Below are 20691 nucleotides of genomic sequence, written 5' to 3'. Positions count from 1 at the left end.
GATCTTTCCCCATTCATAACCGAACGTTCGGTCAGTAATTAGTATCCCCGGAGCCGGGTGTCCAACGCAAGTCCTCGGACACCCGAATCCGAGCAGGTCACCCCGCTCCGCGGGGCCCGTACTCCGCTTCGGCGCTTGCTAGCGGCCGGTGAAGGCGGGCCTCTCCTTGTTGAGGAAGGCCTTGACCGCACCGACGTGGTCGGCGGTGGCGCCCAGCTGGTTCTGCAGCTCGGCCTCCTCCTCCAGCAGCTCCGGCAGGTCCGCCTCACCCGACGCGGCGGAGCGCACCTCGCGCTTGGCCGCCACGAACGCGGACGTGGGCCCCGAGGCCAGCTGGACGGCGACCTCCCGAGCGCGTGCCTCCCAGTCCCCGTCGTCCACGACCTCGGTGACCAGACCCAGCTCCTGCGCACGGTCGGCACCGAACACCGTGGCCATAAGCATCAGCTCCATCGCGCGTGCCTGACCCAGCGAACGCACCAGCCGGTAGGCCAGAGCCGAGTCCGACGCCAGCCCGATCCCGGTGAAAGCCGTGCCGAACTTCGCCCTGCGGGCGGCCACGCGCACGTCGCCGGCGAGGGCGAAACCCAGCCCGGCCCCCACGCAGGCACCGCCGATCCCGACCACGAGGGGGACCTGGATCCCCTCCAGTGCCAGCACGATCCGGTTGTAGTGCTCACGCACCGTGCTCAACGCCTGATCGGGCTCCTCCTGCTGGATCCGGGCGTGTTCGGCCAGGTCCTGACCCACGCAGAAGGCCTTGTCCGTCCCCAGGAACAGCACCGCGCGGGCGGTGGTGGACTCACTGGCCTGGCGGACCGCCGCCAGCAGCTCCTCCTTGACCTGCCGGGTCAGCGCCGGCCGGTTCAGCCGGACGACGGCGAGGCCGTCGGTCTCACCGAACTCCGCAGCCCTGTCTTCACTCACGCCTTGTCTCCCTTGCCCCAGATGTGAAAGCCCTCGCCGCTCTTGCGGCCGAGCCTGCCTTCGGCGACCTTACGGCGCAGGAGCTCCGGCGGGGTGAACCGGTCCCCCAGTTCGGCGGCCAGGTGCTCGGCGATGGCCAGGCGCACGTCCAGGCCGACCAGGTCGGTGAGCCTGAGCGGACCCATCGGGTGGCGGTAGCCGAGCTCCATGGCGGTGTCGATGTCGGCGGGCGAGGCCACCCCCTCCTCGACCATGCGGATGGCCTCCAGGCCCAGCATGACGCCGAGCCGGCTGGTGGCGAATCCCGGCGCGTCCCGGACCACGATCTCGGTCTTGCCCAGGGCCCCGACCCAGCCGCGCACCGACTCCAGGACGGCCGGCTCGGTCTCGGGAGCGGTCACGAGCTCCACGAGCCTGGAGGCCGGGACCGGGTTGAAGAAGTGGGTCCCCAGGAAGCGCCCGGGGCGCCGGAGCGCGGCGGCCAGCTCGGTGACCGACAGCGAACTGGTGTTGGAGGCCAGGACGGTGTCCTCGCCGACCGCGGCCTCGGCCGCGGTCAGCACCGCGATCTTCAGGTCCGGCCGCTCCGGGACGGCCTCCACGACCAGACCCGTCCCGGACGGGATCTGCGCGGCGTCGGTGACGGTGTCGAACCGGACCAGGTAGGAGGCGGGTTCGGCGTCGATTCTGCCGCGCCCGCGCGCCTTGTCCAGTCCGGCCGCGACCCGGTCGCGGCCGGCCTCGGCGGCCTCCGCGGTGGCCTCCACCAGCACCACGCGCGCCCCTGCGGTCAGGAACTGCTGGACGATACCGGCACCCATGGTGCCGCCGCCGATGACGGCGACGGAGGCGGGCACACCCTGTACGGGGTTGTCGGAGGTCAACGCTTCTTCCTCTCCAGGAAACGGGTCATGCGGTCGTGCTTGTCAGCGCTCTCGAACAGCACCGCCTGCGCGAGGTCGTCGGCCAGCGGGTGCACACCGTCGGAGTCCAGCACCATCTTGGTCAACCGCAGGGCCGCCGCCGAGGAGGCGGCCATCCGGTCCAGCAGACCGTGCGCGCGCTCGCGCAGCTCCTCGGAGGGGACGACCTCGGCCACCAGGCCGTGGCGCAGCGCGGCCTCCGCGTCCAGCCTGAACCCGCCGAGCAGCACCTGTTTGGCCACCGAGGCGCCGACCAGTTCCTTCAGGCGCCAGCAGGCACCGGCACCTGCGATGATGCCCAGGCCCGGCTCGGGCTGGGCGAACACGGCGGTGGGGGTGGCGATCCGGATGTCACAGGCGTAGGACAGTTCGGCGCCGCCGCCCAACGCGAATCCGTCGACCGCCGCCACGGTGGGCGCCCGGAGCCTGTGCAGCCGCTCGAACAGACGGCTGTTGATCCCGGCCAGGGCCTCCTCACGGCCGCGTTCGCGCAGTTCGGCGATGTCGGCTCCGCCCGCGAACACGGTGCCGTGCCCGGTCAGCAGCAGGGGTCTGGGCTCGGCCTCGAGCTCGGCGCACACCCGGTGCAGCTCGGAGATCATCCGGCCGTTGATGGCGTTGCGGGCCTCGGGGCGGTGCAGCTCGACCACCACACGGTCCTCGCGCCACTCGACGGCGAGGGTCTCGAACTCCGCGGCCCGGGGGCCGTGGTCCCCGCCGTGCTGGTCCCTGCCGTACTGGTCGTGGCTCATACGCGCTCCACCAGCAGGGCGGTGCCCTGGCCGACGCCCACGCACAGGGTGGCCAGGCCGCGCTGGGCGTCCTCGCGCTCCATCCGGTTCACCAGCGTGACCACCAGACGGGAGCCGGAGGAACCGAGCGGGTGGCCCAGGGCGATCGCGCCGCCGTCGGCGTTGACCCGGGACTCGTCCAGGCCGAGCTGGCGCATCACGCCCAGGGACTGGGCGGCGAAGGCCTCGTTGAGCTCGACCGCGCCGACCTCGTCGAGTTTCCATCCCGCGCGGTCCAGGACCTTGCGGGTGGCCGGGACCGGACCCAGGCCCATGACCTGCGGGTCGACCCCGGCCGAGGCGGAGGCGACCACCCGGGCGCGCGGGGTGAGCCCGTACCTGCGTACGGCCTCGGCGCTGGCCAGGACCAGAGCGGAGGCACCGTCGGAGAGGGAGGAGGAGTTGCCCGCGGTGACGATGCCGCCCTCCCGGAAGACCGGGCGCAGCCTGCCCAGACTCTCCGCGGTGGAATCGGGGCGCGGGCCCTCGTCCTCGGTGACCTTGTGGGTCCGACCCTTGCGTCCGTGGACGGTGACGGGGACGATCTCGCGCGCGAATCGGCCCGCCTCCGCGGCGGCGACGGCGCGTTCGTGGCTGCGCAGCGCGAAGGCGTCGCACTCCTGACGGGTGAGGCCCTCCAGGGTCGCGACCTCCTCGGCGGTCTCGCCCATCGACAGGGTGTAACGCAGCTCGTCGGGTGCGGCGTCGGCGGGGGCCTGGGCGTCGGCCGCGGCGAAGCGCGGGTTGGTGAACCGCCATCCCAGGGAGGTATCGGCGACCTCCCCCGGTTTGGCCCAGGGGGTCCCGGGCTTGGCCATCACCCAGGGGGCGCGGGTCATCGACTCCACCCCGCCCGCGACGACCACGTCGGCCTCCCCGGCGCGGACGGCCTGGGCGGCCGAGGCGACGGCGGTCAGGCCGCTGGCACACAGCCGGTTGACGGTGTAACCGGGGACCCCGGAGCCCAGACCCGCCAGCAGGGCGGCCATCCGGGCCACGTTGCGGTTGTCCTCGCCCGCCTGGTTGGCGGCGCCGAGGATGACCTCGTCCACGACCCCGTCGGGGAGGCCGGCGCGGCGGACCACCTCGGACACGGCCAGGGCCGCCAGGTCGTCCGGGCGGACGGCCGCGAGGGCGCCCCCGTAACGGCCCTGAGGGGTGCGCACCCCGTCGACCACGTAGACGTCGCTCACGAACGGCCTCCCATGTTGACTGCGGTGGCCTGTGCCACCGTCCTGTGTGAACCCATCGACACGTCTCCTTGACACGGCAGGTCAGAGACTGAGTAAATGCATTAGTAACCGAACGTTCGGTCAGTAAGCAAGTCGGCCCCCTCACCCGGACCGGCAACGGACCCACCTCAGCACGACGGACCCCGCCGACCCGCCCGGGCGCCCGCCCCGGGCCGTGCCCACCGGACCGCTTCGGCCCGGGGCCGCCGCACGGTCCCACCCGGTGCCGAAGCACCGAGAGCATCCGCGGCGCACTCCCCGGCGGGACACCGCGCACAGTACCCGGAGAGACCCATGGCAATCCAGGACAGCACCAAGCAGTCGGCCGGCACCGCCACGCGGCAGCGCCTCGGCCGGGCCCCCGCCCCCGGGACCCTGGACCCGGCCGAGCGCATGAGCACCGACGAACTGCGCGCCCTCCAGTTCGAACGGCTGCGTTGGACCCTGGAGCACGCCTACACGAACGTGCCCCTGTACCGGCGCAAGTTCGACGAGGCCGGAGTACGCCCCGAGGACCTGGGAAGCCTGGAGGACCTCGCCCTCTTCCCGCACACCACCAAGGCCGACCTGCGCGAGAACTACCCCTTCGGGATGTTCGCCGTCCCCCAGGAGCGGGTCAGCCGCATCCACGCCTCCAGCGGGACCACCGGCAAACCCACCGTGGTCGGCTACACCCGCGAGGACGTCGACACCTGGGCCACCGTCGTGGCCCGTTCGATCCGCGCCGCGGGCGGCCGCCCCGGCCACAAGGTCCACGTCTCCTACGGTTACGGCCTGTTCACCGGCGGCCTCGGCGCCCACTACGGCGCCGAGAAGCTCGGCTGCACGGTCATCCCCGCCTCCGGCGGCCAGACCGCCAAACAGGTCCAGCTCATCCAGGACTTCCGGCCCGAGATCATCATGGTCACCCCCAGCTACATGCTGACCCTGATGGACGAGTTCGAACGCCAGGGCATCGACCCCCGCACCACCTCCCTCGAGGTCGGGATCTTCGGCGCCGAGCCCTGGACCGAGAAGATGCGCCTGGAGATCGAGGAGCGCTTCGACATCAACGCCGTCGACATCTACGGCCTCTCCGAGGTCATGGGCCCGGGCGTGGCCAACGAGTGCGTGGAGACCAAGGACGGACTGCACGTCTGGGAGGACCACTTCTACCCCGAGGTGCTCGATCCGCTCACCCAGGACGTCCTGCCCGACGGCGAGAACGGCGAGCTGGTCTTCACCTCGCTGACCAAGCAGGCCATGCCGGTCATCCGGTACCGCACCCGCGACCTGACCACCCTGCGCCCGGGCACGGCCCGCCCGATGCGTCGCATGGACAAGGTCACCGGCCGCAGCGACGACATGATCATCCTGCGCGGGGTCAACGTCTTCCCCACCCAGATCGAGGAGATCGTGCTCGGCCTGGACGGACTCGCCCCGCACTTCCAACTGGTGCTCACCAAGGAGGGGCGCATGGACGGCATGACCGTGCGCGTCGAGGCGGCCCCGGACTGCACCGCCGACCGTCGCACGGCCCTGAGCAGGAAGATCACCGCGACGGTCAAGGACAGGGTCGGGGTGAGCGTGGCCGTCGACGTCGTCGACCCCGAACAGATCGAACGCTCGGTCGGCAAGTTCCGCCGCGTCATCGACCAGCGTCCCCGGGACTGAGGACCCGGCGGTCCCGGTTCCGGTGCGCACCGGTCACGGCGTGCCGGAACCGGGGCCGCCCACCAGCGGCAGTGCCCGTCCGCCGAAATGCGCGTACTCCCCCCCTTCACCAGCGTGTAGAAGGTGAGCGCGGCCCACGTGCGCTGCTACCGGGGGCGGGGGCTCGTCCGGGGGATGACTACGGCTTCCGGGCGACGCCGCCGTACTCGGCGACCGGGCGGATCTCGCCGACCTCGGTCGGCGCCGAGCGCCACAGCGAGCAGGAGACCACGCCCGGCTCCAGGAGTTCGAGGCCGTCGAAGAGCGCCCGGATCCCCGCGGCACTGCGGATCGTGAGCTTGGGGGTGCCCCGCTCGTTCCACGCCGCGGCCACCTGGTGGGCGCGTTCGTGGTCGATGTCGTCGGTCGGGTGGGAGACCACCAGATAGCTCCCGGGGGCGAGCGCGTCCAGCAACCGGTCCAGGATCGAACGCACCTCGGCGTCGTCGGCCACGAAGTTCACCACGCCCAGCAGCATCAGGGCCACCGGCTTGGAGAAGTCCAGGGTCTTCCCCGCGGCGGCCAGGATGCTCTCCGGGTCGCGCAGGTCGGCGTCGACGTAGTCGGTGGCCCCCTGGTCGGTACCGGTCAGCAGGGCACGGGCGTGCGTGAGCACCAGCGGGTCGTTGTCCACGTACACCACCCGGGCCTCCGGGGCCGCGGTCTGGGCCACCTCGTGGGTGTTGTTGTGGCTGGGAAGGCCGGTGCCGATGTCCAGGAACTGCCGGATCCCCTGTTCCTCAGCCAGGTAGGTGACGGTACGGACCAGGAACCCGCGGTCGGCCACCGCGTTGTCGACGATCTCGGGGAAGAACGAGCGGATCTGGTCGCCCATCTCCCTGTCGACCGGGTAGTTGTCCTTGCCGCCCAACCAGTAGTTCCAGATACGGGCGTTGTGCGGAACGGAGGTGTCGATCTTGGCGTCGGGGATCTCGGAGGGCACGGTCCTGCTTTCCACTGCGGGGTCCGGCCGGGCGCCGGACGGTCCGACCAGTAAAACGGCCCCGGGAACGTACCGGCAAGTACCGGAAGGGATGGTTCCCTTACCGTTAGGCGCTTTGGAGCGATCTGACCGTGTCGGCGGCCGGGGGGCGGGCCTCGGTCGGCCGCCCGGGACACTGGCGGCCAGGCGAAAACGACTCGTGGTCCGGGAGGGGATCGCGGTAGCTTTCGGCGACCGCCCCCGACCGCGTTGGAGAAACGGTGAAGCACTCGACCGAGGAGTTCGCCCGCATCGCCGAACAGGGCACCGTGCTGCGCTGCCAGGTGGGCTCCGGCGTCCACGGCCTCGGCCTCGACGGCCAGAACGACCGCGACGAGATGGGGATCTGCGTCGAGCCGCCCGAGTACGTCATCGGTCTGCGCGTCTTCGAGCAGTACATCCACCGCACCCGGCCCGCACACGCCCGGTCCGGCCCCGGCGACCTGGACCTGACCGTGTACTCGCTGCGAAAGTGGACCCGGCTGGCCCTGGACGGCAACCCCACCGTCCTGCTGCCCCTCTTCGTGCCCGACGAGGATGTCCGCACCCTCACCCCGGTCGGCCGGGAACTGCGCGCCAACGCCCACCGCTTCCCGTCCCGACGGGCCGGAGAACGCTTCCTGGGCTACCTGCGCGCCCAGCGCGAACGGCTGGCGGGCACCCGCGGCGGCCGACACACCAACCGTCCCGAACTGGTGGAACGGTACGGCTTCGACACCAAATACGCCTACCACATGGTCCGGCTGGGTCTCCAGGGCGTGGAACTGCTGGAAACCGGCGGCCTCACCCTGCCGGTGCCCGAACCCGACCGCGCCTGGCTGCTCGCCCTGCGCCGCGGGGAGCACAGCCGCGAGGAGGCCCTGGAGCGCGCCGCGGAACTGGAGGCCCGGCTCGCCGGGTTGTGCGGGAGCAGCGACCTGCCCGCGACGGCCGACGCCGCCTGGGCCGACCGCTGGCTGTGCGAGGTCTACCAACGGGTCTGGAACGAGCGCTGAACCGCGCTGGTCAGAGCGGGAACCCGGCGCGGCACCGCCGCGACGGCGAGATAGGGTGATCCATCGAAGAGGTACATGCCGCGCCCGAAACTCCGGGTGCCCCGGTGTGCCGGGTGCCGGGGGCACGGTCCGCGGCGCCCGGGGGACGACACAGTGAAGGAAACACCATGGTCGGAACCATCGCGTTCGTGCTCATGATCATCAGCCTGTCGATGATGCTCATCTCCGGTCTCCTCGCGGCCGTCATCAAGACCCGCTAGGACCCGGAACCTCCCGGCGCCGGACGCCCCGGCCCGGGAGGTTCCTCAGGGGACCGCGGAGCCCTGGTCAACCGCACCAGCGATATCGGCCGCCACCGAGGTGACCGCGAAGACGGCCGACAGGATGCCGCCCCGGGGCCGGACGGGTGGCCCGGTGGGGCTCCCCCGGTCTGTGGTCCGACGGAACCCCGACAGGACATTTCCGGCATAGGCCGCGGCTTTCGGCGTTCACCGGGTGCGGGCGGCACGCCTTCCCTAGGGTCACTCGAAGAGATCTCCGAGGAGCCTTCGATGCCCAAAACCCCGGAGCAGCCCCTTCCCCGCTCCCCCTACCGGAACCTGGCCCTGCTCTGCCTGGTCACCCTCTCCGGGCACCGGGAGCCGCACGGCCTGCTCGAACACGCCCACCGGCTGGTGACCGGAGCCCTTCCGCGCGGGCGGCGCCACCCCCGACCCCACGAGTACGCGCGAATACGTCACAAGGTCCTGCGCAGGTCGCTCTTCCCCCGACGGTGGCACCCGCTCGGCCAGTCCGGTCTGCGGGTCTCGCCCGTCGACGGCCTCGGCGGCGAGACCCGCGGTCTGGAAGCGCTGGACGGCTTGGACGCGCCGGCCCGCGCGGCCTACGTCCTCCTCCGGAGGGAGGGCCTGGACGCCCGCGCCGCGACCGGACTCCTCTCCTCGGTCGGGGTCCGCGACGCCGCGGCCGCGGTGGAACGCGCCACCGGGGTACCGGCCGCGCTGCCCCTGCCCGACCCCACACTCGTCCGGGTCAGCGGCAAGGGCCCCCTGGTGCACCGGCGCGGCCTGGTCGCCTCCGCGGGCCTGCTCGCCCTGGCGGTGACGGTGCTGGGACTGACCGCGGCCGGGCCCGACACCGGGGCGGGCGCCACCGCGCCCGCCGCGGCTCCGCCTGCACTGGCCGGGGCGACCGCACCGGACGCCTGGCGGACGAGCTTTCGGCTGGACCTGACGGCCTGGCACCCCAGGGGCGACGCGGTCGACGACCGGGCGCTCACCCGACGGGCCGTGGCCGTCTGGGCCGAACAGGAGAACGGTGACGGCTCCCCCGTCTCGCCCTCCCTCCTGTTCGCCGGCGAGGTGGCCGACCGCGAGGTCGTGCTCCTGCACGACGAACCCCGGATCGCCCGCTACACGCGTGCGGGCTCCGAGGAGCTGGTCGAGGTGTTCGCCGAACCCGGCAACGGTGTGGCCAACTGGCCCGCCCTCCGCCTAGCCGACACCGAGGACGGCACCCACTACCTGCTGCCGCCCTGGGTGACCGAGGCCGCCGGCGCTCCGCTCGGCCGAGGCGGCGCCGACTGGTCCGACGTCGAACACCGGGACGGGGTGACCGAAGCGGTACCCGCCGGGGACCACTGCGGTGCGGGACCCGTCCTGCGGCTGCGCGCCCCCGAGGTGGCGCACGGTCAGCCGTACACGGCGATCGACCTGGGCGGCCCGGACACCGCCCACCTGGGGTACATGCCTCCGCCTCCCGCCGAGATCCGCAGGCTGGGGCCGCACGAGGTGCTCGGCCCCGAACAGGGCTTCGACCTGTGGGGCGAGCTGGCCTGCGCCGGGGACCTGCCCGAAGGTCCCGTGCGCACCGCCACGGCCTGGGAGTTCGCCGTCCAGGAACTGCCCGGTGGCGGAGACGGCCGGTGGACGTGCGTGCGGTTCGGCGGGCACGACGGCGGCGGGCTGGCCCGAGCCGTGCTGGTCGCGGAGACCGACGACGGCACCGAGACCGTCCTGGCCGGGGAGAGCGAGGGCGGTTGGGACTGCAGCAACCTCAACCGTCAGGTGGCCGCGGGCACCTGGTGGCAGGATTCCGGGAACCGCTGGCACTATCTGGCGGCCGCCTCCCGCGAGGTCGCCTCGATCACCGTGGAGGGCGTGGTCGAGGGGGCCGACGAGGACGGCGAGGGTGTTCTGGCGGTGGCCGGTCCGCGTTCGCGGGACCGTCCCCCGGGGGAGGTCGCCCTGACCGCCGTCGACGTGCGGGGCGAGGAGATGACCGTCCTCGGGCACTGAGGCCGCGGCGCTCCCCTGGCCGGATCCGGCCAGGCACCGAGGTGAGTGCACGTGCAGGTGAACCGTCGGTGATATCACTGGGTACACAGTCCCTCACCCCGTCCGGGGAACAGGGGAACTGGCGAGGCGGAGGTTCCGGGCCGGGTGCGCCCGCCACGGGGCCTCTCGGGTTCCCGCCGGGCCGCTCCCCCGGTTGCGGATCGGCTCCGCTGACGGCCCCGGGCCGTAGTTAGGGTGAACGCATGTCGATATGGGCGCGGGGCGACCGCACCGGAAGGGTCGGGGAGGCCCTCCTGATGCTGGAGGGCCAACGGATCATTGACGGCCTGGAGATCCTGCCAGCCGAGAACAAGCCCTACCGTGTGCGCGTCCCCGCCGGGATCGTCCACATGGACGAGGACGAGGCCGCCATGTTCGCTCTCGGGGCGGTCGTCGGAGCCTTCGGCAGCGTGGCCCGGCAGAGGGTCTGACCCGCGGCCCCGGCGTTCGGGAGCCGGTCGGCTACCTGCGGCCCATCGTGCGCAGGATCGCGTCGAGCAGCAGGTCACGGATCATCGTGCGGTGCTCCTCGCTGTGCCCGACCGTCAACTCGTTGTTGAAGGCCGACTGGCACGGCGCCACCGTCATCTGCGCCAGCGGCAGTGCGGGACGCCCGTCCCCGGGCAGCTCCTCCACGAAGCGGGCCACCTCGATCGCCTCGCGGACCGCCTCGGTCCACGGTTCGGTGCGCTCGCGCCACCAGTCGCGTTGCGGACCCGGCTCCGTCCCCAGCCCCGAGGCCGCTGCGAGCAGCCCGTCCGACTCCAGCCGCAGCCCCGTCCAGGCGCCCGCCAGACGGCCCCGGGTCGGAGCGGATGCCAACACGGCGTCGGGTGTCCAGGGCCCCCTGTGGGTCAGGAGGGCGCGCCCGGCGCCCGGCGGAGCCTGTGCGAGGTCAGGTAGTCCCGGTACCAGTGGTAGCTGTCCTTGGGGTGGCGCTCCAGTGTCTCGTAGTCCACCCGCACCAGGCCGAACCTGCGGTCGTAGCCGTAGGCCCACTCGAAGTTGTCCAGCAGCGACCACACGAAGTACCCGCGCACGTCCACCCCGGCGTCGATCGCGCGCGCCAGCGCGGACAGGTGGCCGCGCAGGTAGGCGATGCGGTCCTCGTCGTGGACCCGGCCGTCCTCGTCGGGTTCGTCCGCCTCGGCGGAGCCGTTCTCCGTGATGAGGATCGGCGGCAGGCCGGGGTACCGGCGGTCCAGGTCCACGAGAAGGTCCGCGAAGCTCTCGGGGACCACGGGCCAGTCCATGGTGGTGTGCCGGACCCCCGGGTAGGGGGCCTGTTCGGCCCCGATGTCGACGGCCGTGCGCAGCCGCGGATCCGCCTGCTCGTGCGGGACGGCGCGGAGCATGATGGGCCGGTAGAAGTTGACCCCGAGGAAGTCCAGCGGTTGGCCGATGGTTTCCAGGTCGCCCTCCCGCCGGTAGGAGCCGTCGGCCAGCTCGCCCCAGACCTCCTGCTCGTTGTCGGGATAGGCGCCGGTGAAGAGGGGGTCGAACCAGGTGCGGTTGTGCAGGGTGCGGGCGCGCTCCACGGCGGCCCGGTCCGCCTCGGACCCGGTGGCGGGCAGCAGGTGGTCGGGGTTGAGCGTGATACCGACCCGTCCCGCGTCACAGGCGCGCAGCTCGCCGACCGCGGCGCCGTGGGCGAGGAGCAGGTGGTGCGCCGCGGCCAGGGCGGGGGTCCCCTCCCGGGTCCCGGGGGCGTGGCGGCCGACGGCGTGTCCGACGAAGGCGGAGCAGAAGGGTTCGTTGAGGGTGATCCAGTGGTTCACCCGGTCGCCGAGGTGCTCGGCCACGATCCGTGCGTAATCGCCGAAACGGCGGGCGGTGTCGCGGACCCGCCAGCCGCCCTCGTCCTCCAGGGCCTGGGGCAGGTCCCAGTGGTAGAGGGTGAGGACCGGCTCGACTCCGGCCGCGAGGACCGTGTCGACCAAGCGGTCGTAGAAGGCCAGCCCGGCGGGGTTGGGCAGGCCCCGGCCGGTGGGCTGGATCCGGGGCCAGGACACGGAGAAGCGGTACAGGTCCACCCCGAGCTCGGCGAGCAGGGCGACGTCCTCGGCGTAGCGGTGGTAGTGGTCGCAGGCCACGTCCCCGCTCTCGCCGCGGGCCACGCGCCCGGGGGTGCGGCAGTAGGTGTCCCAGATCGAGGGGCCCCGTCCGTCCTCACCGGCAGCGCCCTCCACCTGGTAGGCGGCGGTGGCGGTACCGAACAGCAGGCCCGGCGGGAGCTTCGGTTCGTTCATGGGGACCCTTTCTTTGGGAGCGCTCCCAGTCTGGTTCAGAGAGCACCGAGTGCGCAACCCCACGAACCGGAGCGGCTCCACCGCCGTCACAACCTCCGGCGCGCCACCGTCCCGCAGGCGCGGGGAAGGGAAGACGAACTTGAGCTGGATCGACTACTCGCAGAACGCGCGGATCAGGGAACTCCAGGAGGACCTGAGCGACACGTACTCGCAGATGGCGCGGGAACGCAGGCGCATGCGCTCCGAACTGGGCCGGATCCGGGGAACCCTGGAACAGAGACTCGACCGGGTCTCCGCGACCCTGGACGCCTTCATCGAACTCAGCGACGTCCGCGCCACCCTGGCGATGTTCGACGACGCCGCGATCGCGCGCCACCGCACCCTCCAGATGCTGGCCGGCACCGCCCCTGCCGACCCCGGGCTCGAGGACGTACCCGGGTACTGGCTGGTCCCCGCCGCCCGGGGGCTGCACGCGCTGCTCGACGACGACCTCGCCCGGGCCCGTCCGTGCTTCGACGAGGCCGCCGCCATCGACCCGGAGAGGGCCCGCTGCTTCGCCGCGTTGGCGTCGGCCCTCACCCGCGCGGAGTACGCGCGCACCCTGGGCGAGGGCGTGTCCGCCGACCTCCTGCCCCATCTGCCCGGACCGCGCGTCCAGCTGACCCGCGGCCAGCGCGCCCTGTGGCTGCTGACCGCCGACGGCTCCTTCGGCGACGACGCCCGGGAACACCTGTTGCTGTCCACGCTGCGCCGGTGGACCGCCGAGGACGTCCGGCTCTCCCGGGTCCACGACTGGGTCGCCGTTCCGGCGGTGTCCGGCCGGGGACGGGGTGCCGCAGCCTCCGCCGCCTCCCAGCATCAGGCCGCCCGGGCCCTGGCCCGCCTGCGCGAACGGGTCGCCGAGGTCACCGCGCTGGGTGTGGAGGACACCTCCTCGGGGGCCATGGCGCCCGACGGGGCCAGCTCCGGCTTCCTCCGGGAGACGCTGCGCCTGCTCGTGGAGGAGGGCAGCCCCGAGGAGGCGCCCCTGCTGGCCGAGTCCAACCGGCTCCGAGCGGTGGTCGAGAACGGCGGCCGGGAGGGCGCCCTGCCCGCCTGGGGCGACACCGTCGACAGTGTCGAGTCCCTCCTCCGACAGGACCTGACCCGCGAGGACGTACCACCGCACCGCCGCACCTTCGCACTCGTCCTCCAGCGCGCCGCTGTCCTGGACACGGCGGAGGAGCTGGCGGCACGGGCCACCACCCTGGTCCCCGAGACCTCGAGCACGACCTTCCAGGGCCTGCCCATCACCGTCACCGAGTCCGGCGCCGACCAGCGACAGGTCGAGCGCGCCCGCCGCGGGCTGCGGGAACGCCACGGCGCCGACCGCGGCCACCACGGTTTCCTCTGGGCGGGCCTGGCCGCGGCGGTGGTCCTGCTCGTCCTGTCCCTGCTGACGGCGAACGCCTTCCTGTGGATCCTGACCCTGGGGGCCGCGGTCGCCACCGGGATCGCCTACACCTCATCCGAGCGGGCCGGGCAGGACGGCGACGCCGTCCTCAGCTCGCAGACGCGGGGGTTGGACCAGCAGGTCGCCCGGGCCGTGGAGAAGCTGCGCCGCGCCAGGACGGAGAGCGAGGAGCTCGCGTCCGCGGCCGGGAGCGACCTGGAGCGCCTCCGGAGCCTGCTCGCCCCGTGAGCCGCACGGCGGGGTCCGGCGTGGAGGCCGCCCCGCGCACCCTCGCCGGCCCCCGCCGCTACAACCAGCCGTTGCGTCTGAAGAGCACGTAGAGCAGCAGCGCGGACAGCAACATGAGGGGGAGCACGAGCGGCCAGCTGAAGACCCAGTGGAATCCGGGCTGGGGGGAGAGGTTCATCCCGAAGACCGAGGAGATCAGTGTCGGGACGACCAGAATGCCGCCCCAGGAGGAGATCTTCTTCATCGCCTCGTTCTGTTCCTGGCTGATGAGGGCGCTGTGGACCTCGGTGATGTTCTCCAGCAGCTGGCGGAAACCGTCGGCGTGTTCACGGGTCGCGCGGACGTGGTCGGCGACGTCGCGCAGGTAGTGGTACAGCTCGGTGCGGTGTTCCGGGCCCGGGCGGAGCAGCGGATGGGGCCCGGCCCGCTCGGGACGCTCCAACGGGGCCATGAGGTGGTCGAGGAGTTCGTCCAGGGGATCGATGGCGCGTTGGAGGCGGATCGCCTGGCGCGCCAGGCGGTAGGTGCGCCGGGAGGCGTTCCGGTCACCGGCGAAGACCTGGTTCTCCACCTCGTCGATGTCGTCCTGAAGCCCGGCGATGGCCGGGGCGTAGGCGTCCACGACCTGGTCCAGGACCCCGTAGACCACGGCCGGTGTGCCGTGGGCGAGCATCCCCGGTTCGGCCTCCATCCGGTAGCGGACCGTCTCGAAGTCGACCTGCTCGGTGTGGCGGATGGTGATCACGAAGTCGTGGGCGCCGAAGACGTGGACCTCCCCGACCTCCACGAGCTCCCTCGCCCGGTCGTAGCGGGCCGGTCGCAGCACGACGAACAGCACGTCGCCGTAGGTCTCGACCTTGGGCCGCTGGTGGGCGACGATCGCGTCCTCCAGGGCCAGCCGGGGCAGGTCGAAGTGGTGGGCGGCCTCCAGCAGTTGCTCCCGGTTGGGGGCGCTCATGCTGACCCACGCCATCAGCCCCGAACCGGTGTGGACGGCCTCGCCCGCCTCCGCGAGGGAGCGGGTTTCGCGCTGGCGGCGCCCGTCCCGGTAGAGGCCGATCCGGACCTCGCCGGGTGGGGCGTCGGCGGACGGGACGCCTCCCCCACCGCCCAGGGCCATGGTGCGCTCGGGCGCGGATTCGGTCATGGTCTGCCCTCCCGTGTGCGGCCTGCCCTGCCCGATCCTGACCCGGTGCGGGCACGGGCGCGCGCCGACACGCCACAGGGACCGGGACGCGGCGGCGACCTCCTCCGGCCCGCCGGGGCGGGGCGCGGTCTGCGGGCGGTTCAGTCCTGCAGGCCGGAGGCGCGGACCGTGATGTTGAGCCTGCCGGTCAGGCCCAGGCCGGGGTCCGCACTGCCCGGGCGGGTGCGCGGTACCCCGTGGTAGGCCATCCGGGAGGGGCCGCCGAAGACGAACAGGTCGCCGCCGCGCAGTTCGACGTCGGTGTAGGGCCGGTTCCGGGTCTCGGTGTTGCCGAACCGGAAGACGCAGGTGTCGCCGAGGCTGAACGAGACGACCGGGGCGCGGGAGCGCTCGTCCCGGTCCTGGTGCATGCCCATCCGGGCGTCGGCGTCGTAGAAGTTGACCAGGGCCACGTCGTAGGGGTCCCCCCGGTGCGGGGCCCCGTAGGCGGCCTCGACGGCGCGGGCCGCCAGGTCGCCCAGCAGGCCGGGGAAGGGCTGGACCGGGGTGCCGTCGGGCAGCTCGCGGGCGTAGGAGTAGGGCTGCCAGTGCCAGCCGAGCGAGACCATCGAGACGCTCATCCGCCCGCCGCCCGGCATCGGGTGCCGACGCATCCCCGCGGGACCGCGCGCCCACTCCCGGCAGCGCCGGACCAGGTCGGCCCGGGTCTGCGGGGACAGCCAGCCGGGCAGGTGGACGGCGCCCGGGGCGACGGTGACCGGTGGTGAACCGAACAGTGCTTCGTCCATGCCCCCATGGTGCCCCGCGCGGGTGACGGAACCGCGCGGGGCTCGGGCGGGGGCCCGGATCAGCGGCGCATGAGGTCGCGGACGTTGACCACCAGGAGCACGACCACGATGAGCACGATGGGTACGGTGACGGCGATCCGCCAGTCGGCGATGAAGGCCGCAACCACCCCCACGATCAGGCCTGTGGCGACGGCGGCGATCGCCAGTCCGGTGAGGTACTGGACGAACTTGCGGCGGGCGACGGCGTCGATCGCCGCGAAGCCCAGGACGACCCCGAGCATGGCCCACAGGGTCATGTGCCCGTCCAGCAGGAACAGGGGCAGCGCCAGGGAGATGAGCAGCAGGGGCGTGCTCAACGCGACCCACAGGTGCAGGAAGCGGTTGGTGCGCTGCTCGCCGGAGGCGTAGGGCAGGTGCGGTGCCTTGAGGTGGCCCGTGGGCGAGGGCACCAGCGGGGTGTCGCCGTCCAGGGAGCGTCGGAGCGTCTCGCGCTCGTCGGCGATCAGGACCCGCTTCTCGTACACCTCGGCGAGTTCCTTCTCCAGTTCCTCGACCTGCTGGGAGTACTCGCGGGCGCGGGGCCGTGACTGGGCCTCGCGTTCGAGGACGATACGGGCCGAGTCGAGTTGGCGGAGCCGGTCGCGGCGTCTGACGATCTCCGCGTCCATGTCGCGCACCCGCGCGTCCAGGCCGCGCAGGTGGGAGCGGAGTTCGGCGCGGGCCGCGCGCTCACTGGGCGCCACCTTCTGCAGTCCGGCCCAGGTCAGCGGATCCGCCCAGGAGCGGCGGATGGTGCCGTCGCGTTCGTAGCGGGGACCGCTGGGAGCACGCTCGCCGTCGAAGAAGTCGCGGGTGTCGCGCCCCCACAGTCCGCGGAAGCCGTGCACCCAGGGGGTGTCGTCGTCGATGAGGACGGCGTTCCACTCCCGGTCGCCGCCGGGGCCGAGCCGTTCGCCGTCGCCGCGCGCGTAGTCGACGAAGGGGACGCCGATGCCGTGCCGGTTGATGGCGCTGTCGGCCCGGAAGAGGCGCTGGGTGATCCGTCGCCAGAAGCGGACGAGTCCGCGCAGTACCGCGGGGTCGACCTGGATGAGGTAGTCGCCGGCGAGCATCTGGTGCGAGTGCGATCCCGCACCGACGTAGACCACCGGGTGGGGTCCGTCCCGGCGCAGCTCGGGGTCGGCCCAGGAGCGGCGCAGGTCGTCTCCCTGGTACTCGTGCGAGGAGGCGCCGACCCATACCGGTCGGGTGCTGCCGTCGGGGTTCTCCACCGCGTAGACGGTGACGCGCTCCCAGTCGGCCTCGTGGTCGTTGACCCCGCCGTAGATGGTGCGCCAGTCGTTCATCGCGTAGAAGAACCAGTACTGGAGGATGATGTAGCCGCCCTCGCGGGTGACGCGCCCGTAGTAGGTGGCGCCGCCGTTGTCGACGCGCTCCCGGTAGCGGGTCACCGCGGCGAAGGTGACGCCTCCGGGGACCGCTCCGCGGATGAGCAGTGAGAGCTTCATCAGGATGTCGAGGACGCGGCCGAGCACGCCCACGGCGGCCAGGCGGCCGCTCTTGGGGATCACCGAGCGGGCGATGCCCTTGAACCGGCGGGCCTCCTCGCGCAGCGTCTCCTCCTGTACGAAGCGCAGGTGCTTGTGCCGCCCTGGCCACTCCTCCTCGGCCCGGGCGAGCCTGTCGAGGGTGAGCTCGCCGACGGGGACGATGACGCTCTCGCGTCCGCCGGGCTCCTCGATCCAGAGGCTGCAGTTGCGTACGTAGGCGTCCACGTCGGCGGGGAAGAAGAGTTCCCCCTTGGTGCACATGAGCACCGGTTCGTGGGCGCGCAGGAGTTCGAGGTCAGATTTGGCCGCCATGATTCGGACCAAGTTAGTGCATGCGGGGACGGTGCCGTGCCTGGAAGGGGCCGCGGTCGGAGTGGGCCCTGTCATGCCGGTCGCCGCCCGGTCCCGGAACCTCGGATCACAATTACTTGCCAACATGGAAAGTGAGTGCAATCATGGAAAAACATTGACAGAGAGGAAGTCTCAAATGCACAAGGAAGAGGCCCGGGACGCCCTGGAGCGGGCCCGGGCGATGCAGGCGAAGGTAGGCCCGAGGGGGCGCTGGTACGCGGTCTACGGTTTCGGGTTCGGCCTGGTCAGCATGGTGCTCCTGCTGACCATCGGGATCACCGGCACCGTCACGGGCGTGCTCGTGGGTCTGACGTTCTACCTGGTCATGCTCACCGCGCTCATCGTCTACAGCCGCCGCCAGCCGGTGCAACCCCTCGGCTACGCCAGACTGCACCACCGGGGCATGGGTGTGTGGACCGCCGTCTACGTCACGGCCGTCGGGGCCGGAAGCGTCTTCTTCCAGGGTGAGCCGGCCTGGTGGGTACCGATGGCGGTGCTGAGCGCGGTCCCCACGTCCGTGGCGGGCATCGTCGTCCTGCGCCGCAGCCGGGGTGAGCAGTGAGCCACCCCCGCAGCCGCCTGGACGAGGTCATCCACTCCCCGGTCCGGTTCTCCATCGTCGCGGCGCTGGCCTCGGCCGACCAGATCGAGTTCCGGGTCCTGCGGGACACCGTTGAGGTCAGCGACTCCGCGCTGTCCAAGCAGATCGCGACCCTGGAGGAGGCCGGATACGTGGTCGTGAACAAGTTCCGCGTGGGGCGGCGCACCCGCACCTCGCTCCTGCTCAGCCCAGAGGGACGCAGGGCCTTCGAGCAGCACGTGCGGGCCCTGCGCGACATCGCCTCCGGCATCGGTCCGCACCCGTCAGACCCCGACTGACCCTCCCGCGGTCACCGGCCGACGCACCACCGGTGGCACCACGGGAACGGCACGAGTACGGCCGCGCACTCGCGTACGCGGCCTGGGTCCCGTCCCGCCGCCCCGAGGGGCGACGGGACGGGCCCGAGAACCCTTCGGCGCGTGCGTCCGCCCCCCGGGGGCCGCACCGAAGGGCCGGTTCAGGCGGCCTGCGCCGGCGCGAGACGGCCGCGCTGCCTGCGCACGGTCCTGGGGACCGCGGGCCCGGCGCCCCGGTCCCCTCGGGCGGCGCCGATCCCGGCGACCACCACCAGCCCCATTCCGACCAGCTGCACGGCGGCCGGCGCCTGGCCGATGACGACCAGTCCCATCACCAGGGCGACGGCCGGCTCCAGGCTGGAGAAGGTGCTGTAGGCGGTCCGGCTCATCCGCTGCAGGGCGATCATCTCCAGCAGGAACGGCGCCATCGGGAAGAGCAACGCGATGAGCAGCGTGAAAAGGATGAGCCCGGGGTCGGGGTCGGCGATCGCGGCCGGGGCGCCCAACGGCGCGGTGACCAGGGCCGCGACGGTCATCGCCAGGGCGAGGCCGTGCACGGCGTTGAACCCGGCGCCGACCCGCTGGGTCAGCACGATGTAGCCGACCACACAGACCGCCCCGGCCAGGGCGAAGCCGATCCCCGCCAGGTCGAGCTCGCCCTGCCAGGGGCGGGTCAGGCAGACCACGCCGACCACGGCCGCGACGATCCACACCAGTTCGCGGCGGCGGCGCATGGCGGCGACGGCGACCACCAGGGTGCCGAGGAACTCGATGGAGGTGGCGGTACCGAGTTCGATTCGGGCCGTCGCCTCGGAGTAGAACAGCATCATCCCCGCGCTCGCTGTGCCCAGGATCACCACGGCTCCCAGCTCACGCGGTTTCGCCGCACGCACGGCCCGCCACAGAGAGCGACCACCGAGTGCCAGGAGGAGCAGCGCGGCCCAGCTCAGCCGGAGCCAGGTGACCGTGGCCGGGCTGGCCTGTTCGAAGGCGGTCACGGCCAGAGCGCTGCCCGTGTGCAGCGTGAACATGCCGACGAGCAGCATCAACGGAGCCGGAACCGGGGTCTGGGCACGGCGGAGCGAGGGAAGGAAGGAGCGGATCACCCGACCATTGGATCTACATGGTTCGTTTCTGTCCACGGACTCATGGTTGATGGACCATGTAGTTTTGGTGGATGGATTTTACTCGGCTCCGCCTACTCGTGGAACTGGAGCGACTCGGCACGATGTCCGCCGTGTCCGAGGTCACAGGCATGAGTACCTCCGCGGTGTCCAAACACTTCGCCGTCCTGGAGAAGGAGGCGGGTGTTGCGCTGATCGTCCCGGACGGGCGGCGGGTACGGCTCACCCCGGCAGGACGGCGGCTCGCCGAACACGCCGTGGACATCCTCGCCCGGGTGGAGGCGGCCCAGGCGGAGTTCGACGGCGAGACGGCCCCCGTGGGCCGCGTCGACCTGGTGATGTACACGTCAGCGGCGCCGATCGTGCTCCCCGCGGTGCGCCGCCTGAGGCGCGACCACCCCGGGATGGACATCCGCCTGACCGAGTACGAGTCGGACCAGGCGCTGGACCTCCTCCAGGACGGGGGCGCGGATCTGGGGGTGGTCTACCAGTACAGCCTTCTCCCCCGGAAATTCCCGGGGACGCTCACGGTCCACCCGGTGGGGAGCGAGGCGCTGCTGCTCTCCCAACCCTCCGAGGGCGCGGACAGCAGGACGCTGACCCGGCGCCGTCTGCGCGAACTGTCGGAAGCCTCCTGGATCGCCAGCCCCTACCGGGGCGACGAGGAGGCCCTGCTGCAACGGATGTGCGCCGATGCCGGATTCACCCCCCGGATCACGCACCGCATCGACACGCTGGACCTGTTCGAGGAACTGGTGGCCACCGGGGTCGGCGTGGGCGTGGTGCCCCGCCTGTCGACGACCACACGGCGCGGGGTCGCCCACGCCCCGCTCGGCGAACTGGGCGGGGTCCGCCGGGTCTACCTGGCCGGACGCACCGGTGGCTGGGCCTGGCGGCCGATCCGGCTGACCGCCGCCTACCTGCACCAGGCCGCTTCGGAGGTACTCGACGACGTCCCGCCGTCCCCGTTCTGAACGACGACCGCGACGGTGCGGGAGGGGTCGCCCCCGAGCGGGCCCGGTGCCG

At 72.3% G+C, this 20691-nt stretch carries 18 protein-coding genes and 1 pseudogene; 8 read left to right on the top strand and 11 right to left on the bottom strand.

Annotated elements, in window-relative coordinates; all coding sequences use genetic code 11:
• Positions 1–138 precede the first annotated feature (138 nt).
• Genes AC0VYD_RS11995 through AC0VYD_RS11980 form a run of 4 tightly spaced genes read right to left on the bottom strand, consistent with a single transcriptional unit; the run spans position 139 to position 3834 of the window.
• Positions 139–927, bottom strand: a complete 789-nt coding sequence (locus tag AC0VYD_RS11995) for an enoyl-CoA hydratase/isomerase family protein (protein ID WP_475479947.1) — start codon at positions 925–927, stop codon at positions 139–141.
• A complete protein-coding gene (locus AC0VYD_RS11990) occupies positions 924–1811 on the bottom strand; it encodes a 3-hydroxyacyl-CoA dehydrogenase family protein (RefSeq protein WP_475479946.1) in 888 nt (295 codons plus the stop codon). The genes AC0VYD_RS11995 and AC0VYD_RS11990 overlap by 4 nt, the downstream gene beginning before the upstream one ends.
• Positions 1808–2602 carry an enoyl-CoA hydratase/isomerase family protein gene (locus AC0VYD_RS11985; RefSeq protein ID WP_475479945.1) on the bottom strand — a complete coding sequence of 265 codons (795 nt, stop codon included), beginning with the start codon at positions 2600–2602 and terminating at the stop codon, positions 1808–1810. Before AC0VYD_RS11985 ends, AC0VYD_RS11990 begins: the two co-directional genes overlap by 4 nt.
• A complete protein-coding gene (locus tag AC0VYD_RS11980; RefSeq protein ID WP_475479944.1) occupies positions 2599–3834 on the bottom strand; it encodes a thiolase family protein in 1236 nt (411 codons plus the stop codon). Before AC0VYD_RS11980 ends, AC0VYD_RS11985 begins: the two co-directional genes overlap by 4 nt.
• 333 nt (positions 3835–4167) lie before the next feature.
• Between AC0VYD_RS11980 and paaK the strand changes: the two genes are divergently transcribed.
• Entirely contained in the window at positions 4168–5526 is a 1359-nt protein-coding gene (paaK, locus tag AC0VYD_RS11975; protein WP_475479943.1) for a phenylacetate--CoA ligase PaaK, read from the top strand.
• A 178-nt stretch (positions 5527–5704) separates the two neighbouring features.
• Here paaK and AC0VYD_RS11970 read toward each other — a convergent pair whose 3' ends face one another.
• Complete coding sequence (locus AC0VYD_RS11970) at positions 5705–6508, bottom strand: SAM-dependent methyltransferase (RefSeq protein WP_191270629.1); 804 nt, start codon at positions 6506–6508, stop codon at positions 5705–5707.
• A gap of 260 nt (positions 6509–6768) precedes the next feature.
• On the opposite strand from AC0VYD_RS11970, the gene AC0VYD_RS11965 reads away from it, so the two are divergent.
• From AC0VYD_RS11965 to AC0VYD_RS11955, 3 genes are all read left to right on the top strand, one after another.
• Positions 6769–7542 (top strand): nucleotidyltransferase domain-containing protein, encoded by a 774-nt coding sequence (locus AC0VYD_RS11965; protein WP_475479942.1) that lies wholly within the window; start codon positions 6769–6771, stop codon positions 7540–7542.
• A 551-nt stretch (positions 7543–8093) separates the two neighbouring features.
• Positions 8094–9839 carry a hypothetical protein gene (locus tag AC0VYD_RS11960; RefSeq protein WP_475479941.1) on the top strand — a complete coding sequence of 582 codons (1746 nt, stop codon included), beginning with the start codon at positions 8094–8096 and terminating at the stop codon, positions 9837–9839.
• A gap of 242 nt (positions 9840–10081) precedes the next feature.
• Positions 10082–10309 (top strand): hypothetical protein, encoded by a 228-nt coding sequence (locus AC0VYD_RS11955; RefSeq protein ID WP_475479940.1) that lies wholly within the window; start codon positions 10082–10084, stop codon positions 10307–10309.
• A gap of 31 nt (positions 10310–10340) precedes the next feature.
• Here the strand turns inward: AC0VYD_RS11955 and AC0VYD_RS11950 are convergent.
• Together AC0VYD_RS11950 and AC0VYD_RS11945 are read right to left on the bottom strand one after the other, a co-directional pair.
• Positions 10341–10679: pseudogene (locus tag AC0VYD_RS11950) on the bottom strand (TetR/AcrR family transcriptional regulator); the annotation flags it as partial.
• Between the two features lie 53 nt (positions 10680–10732).
• On the bottom strand, positions 10733–12127 hold the full coding sequence (locus AC0VYD_RS11945) for a GH1 family beta-glucosidase (RefSeq protein ID WP_475479939.1): 1395 nt from the start codon (positions 12125–12127) through the stop codon (positions 10733–10735).
• Between the two features lie 139 nt (positions 12128–12266).
• On the opposite strand from AC0VYD_RS11945, the gene AC0VYD_RS11940 reads away from it, so the two are divergent.
• Positions 12267–13808: a hypothetical protein gene (locus tag AC0VYD_RS11940; RefSeq protein WP_475479938.1), complete on the top strand. Its 1542-nt coding sequence runs from the start codon at positions 12267–12269 to the stop codon at positions 13806–13808.
• Between the two features lie 58 nt (positions 13809–13866).
• Here AC0VYD_RS11940 and AC0VYD_RS11935 read toward each other — a convergent pair whose 3' ends face one another.
• The 3 genes from AC0VYD_RS11935 to AC0VYD_RS11925 form a co-directional block, all read right to left on the bottom strand.
• Entirely contained in the window at positions 13867–14955 is a 1089-nt protein-coding gene (locus AC0VYD_RS11935; protein WP_475479937.1) for a magnesium and cobalt transport protein CorA, read from the bottom strand.
• A 140-nt stretch (positions 14956–15095) separates the two neighbouring features.
• Positions 15096–15743: an alpha-ketoglutarate-dependent dioxygenase AlkB family protein gene (locus AC0VYD_RS11930; protein WP_475479936.1), complete on the bottom strand. Its 648-nt coding sequence runs from the start codon at positions 15741–15743 to the stop codon at positions 15096–15098.
• Between the two features lie 59 nt (positions 15744–15802).
• Positions 15803–17605, bottom strand: coding sequence for a hypothetical protein (locus AC0VYD_RS11925; RefSeq protein WP_475479935.1), 1803 nt, complete (start codon positions 17603–17605; stop codon positions 15803–15805).
• Between the two features lie 175 nt (positions 17606–17780).
• Here AC0VYD_RS11925 and AC0VYD_RS11920 point away from each other — a divergent pair, with 175 nt between their 5' ends.
• Complete coding sequence (locus AC0VYD_RS11920; RefSeq protein WP_475479934.1) at positions 17781–18206, top strand: hypothetical protein; 426 nt, start codon at positions 17781–17783, stop codon at positions 18204–18206.
• Complete coding sequence (locus tag AC0VYD_RS11915) at positions 18203–18523, top strand: winged helix-turn-helix domain-containing protein (RefSeq protein ID WP_475479933.1); 321 nt, start codon at positions 18203–18205, stop codon at positions 18521–18523. Before AC0VYD_RS11920 ends, AC0VYD_RS11915 begins: the two co-directional genes overlap by 4 nt.
• A 179-nt stretch (positions 18524–18702) precedes the next feature.
• On the opposite strand, the gene AC0VYD_RS11910 is transcribed toward AC0VYD_RS11915, so the two are convergent.
• The gene (locus tag AC0VYD_RS11910; RefSeq protein WP_475479932.1) at positions 18703–19647 is read right to left on the bottom strand and encodes an EamA family transporter; all 945 of its coding nucleotides are present in this window, start codon (positions 19645–19647) and stop codon (positions 18703–18705) included.
• 71 nt (positions 19648–19718) lie between these two features.
• On the opposite strand from AC0VYD_RS11910, the gene AC0VYD_RS11905 reads away from it, so the two are divergent.
• Positions 19719–20639, top strand: a complete 921-nt coding sequence (locus AC0VYD_RS11905; RefSeq protein WP_475479931.1) for a LysR family transcriptional regulator — start codon at positions 19719–19721, stop codon at positions 20637–20639.
• Positions 20640–20691: the final 52 nt, after the last annotated feature.

The organism is Nocardiopsis sp. iso_40 (assembly GCF_056173285.1).
The sequence above is the reverse complement of the archived record's forward strand: the minus strand, read 5'-3'. Positions and strand labels throughout refer to the sequence as shown.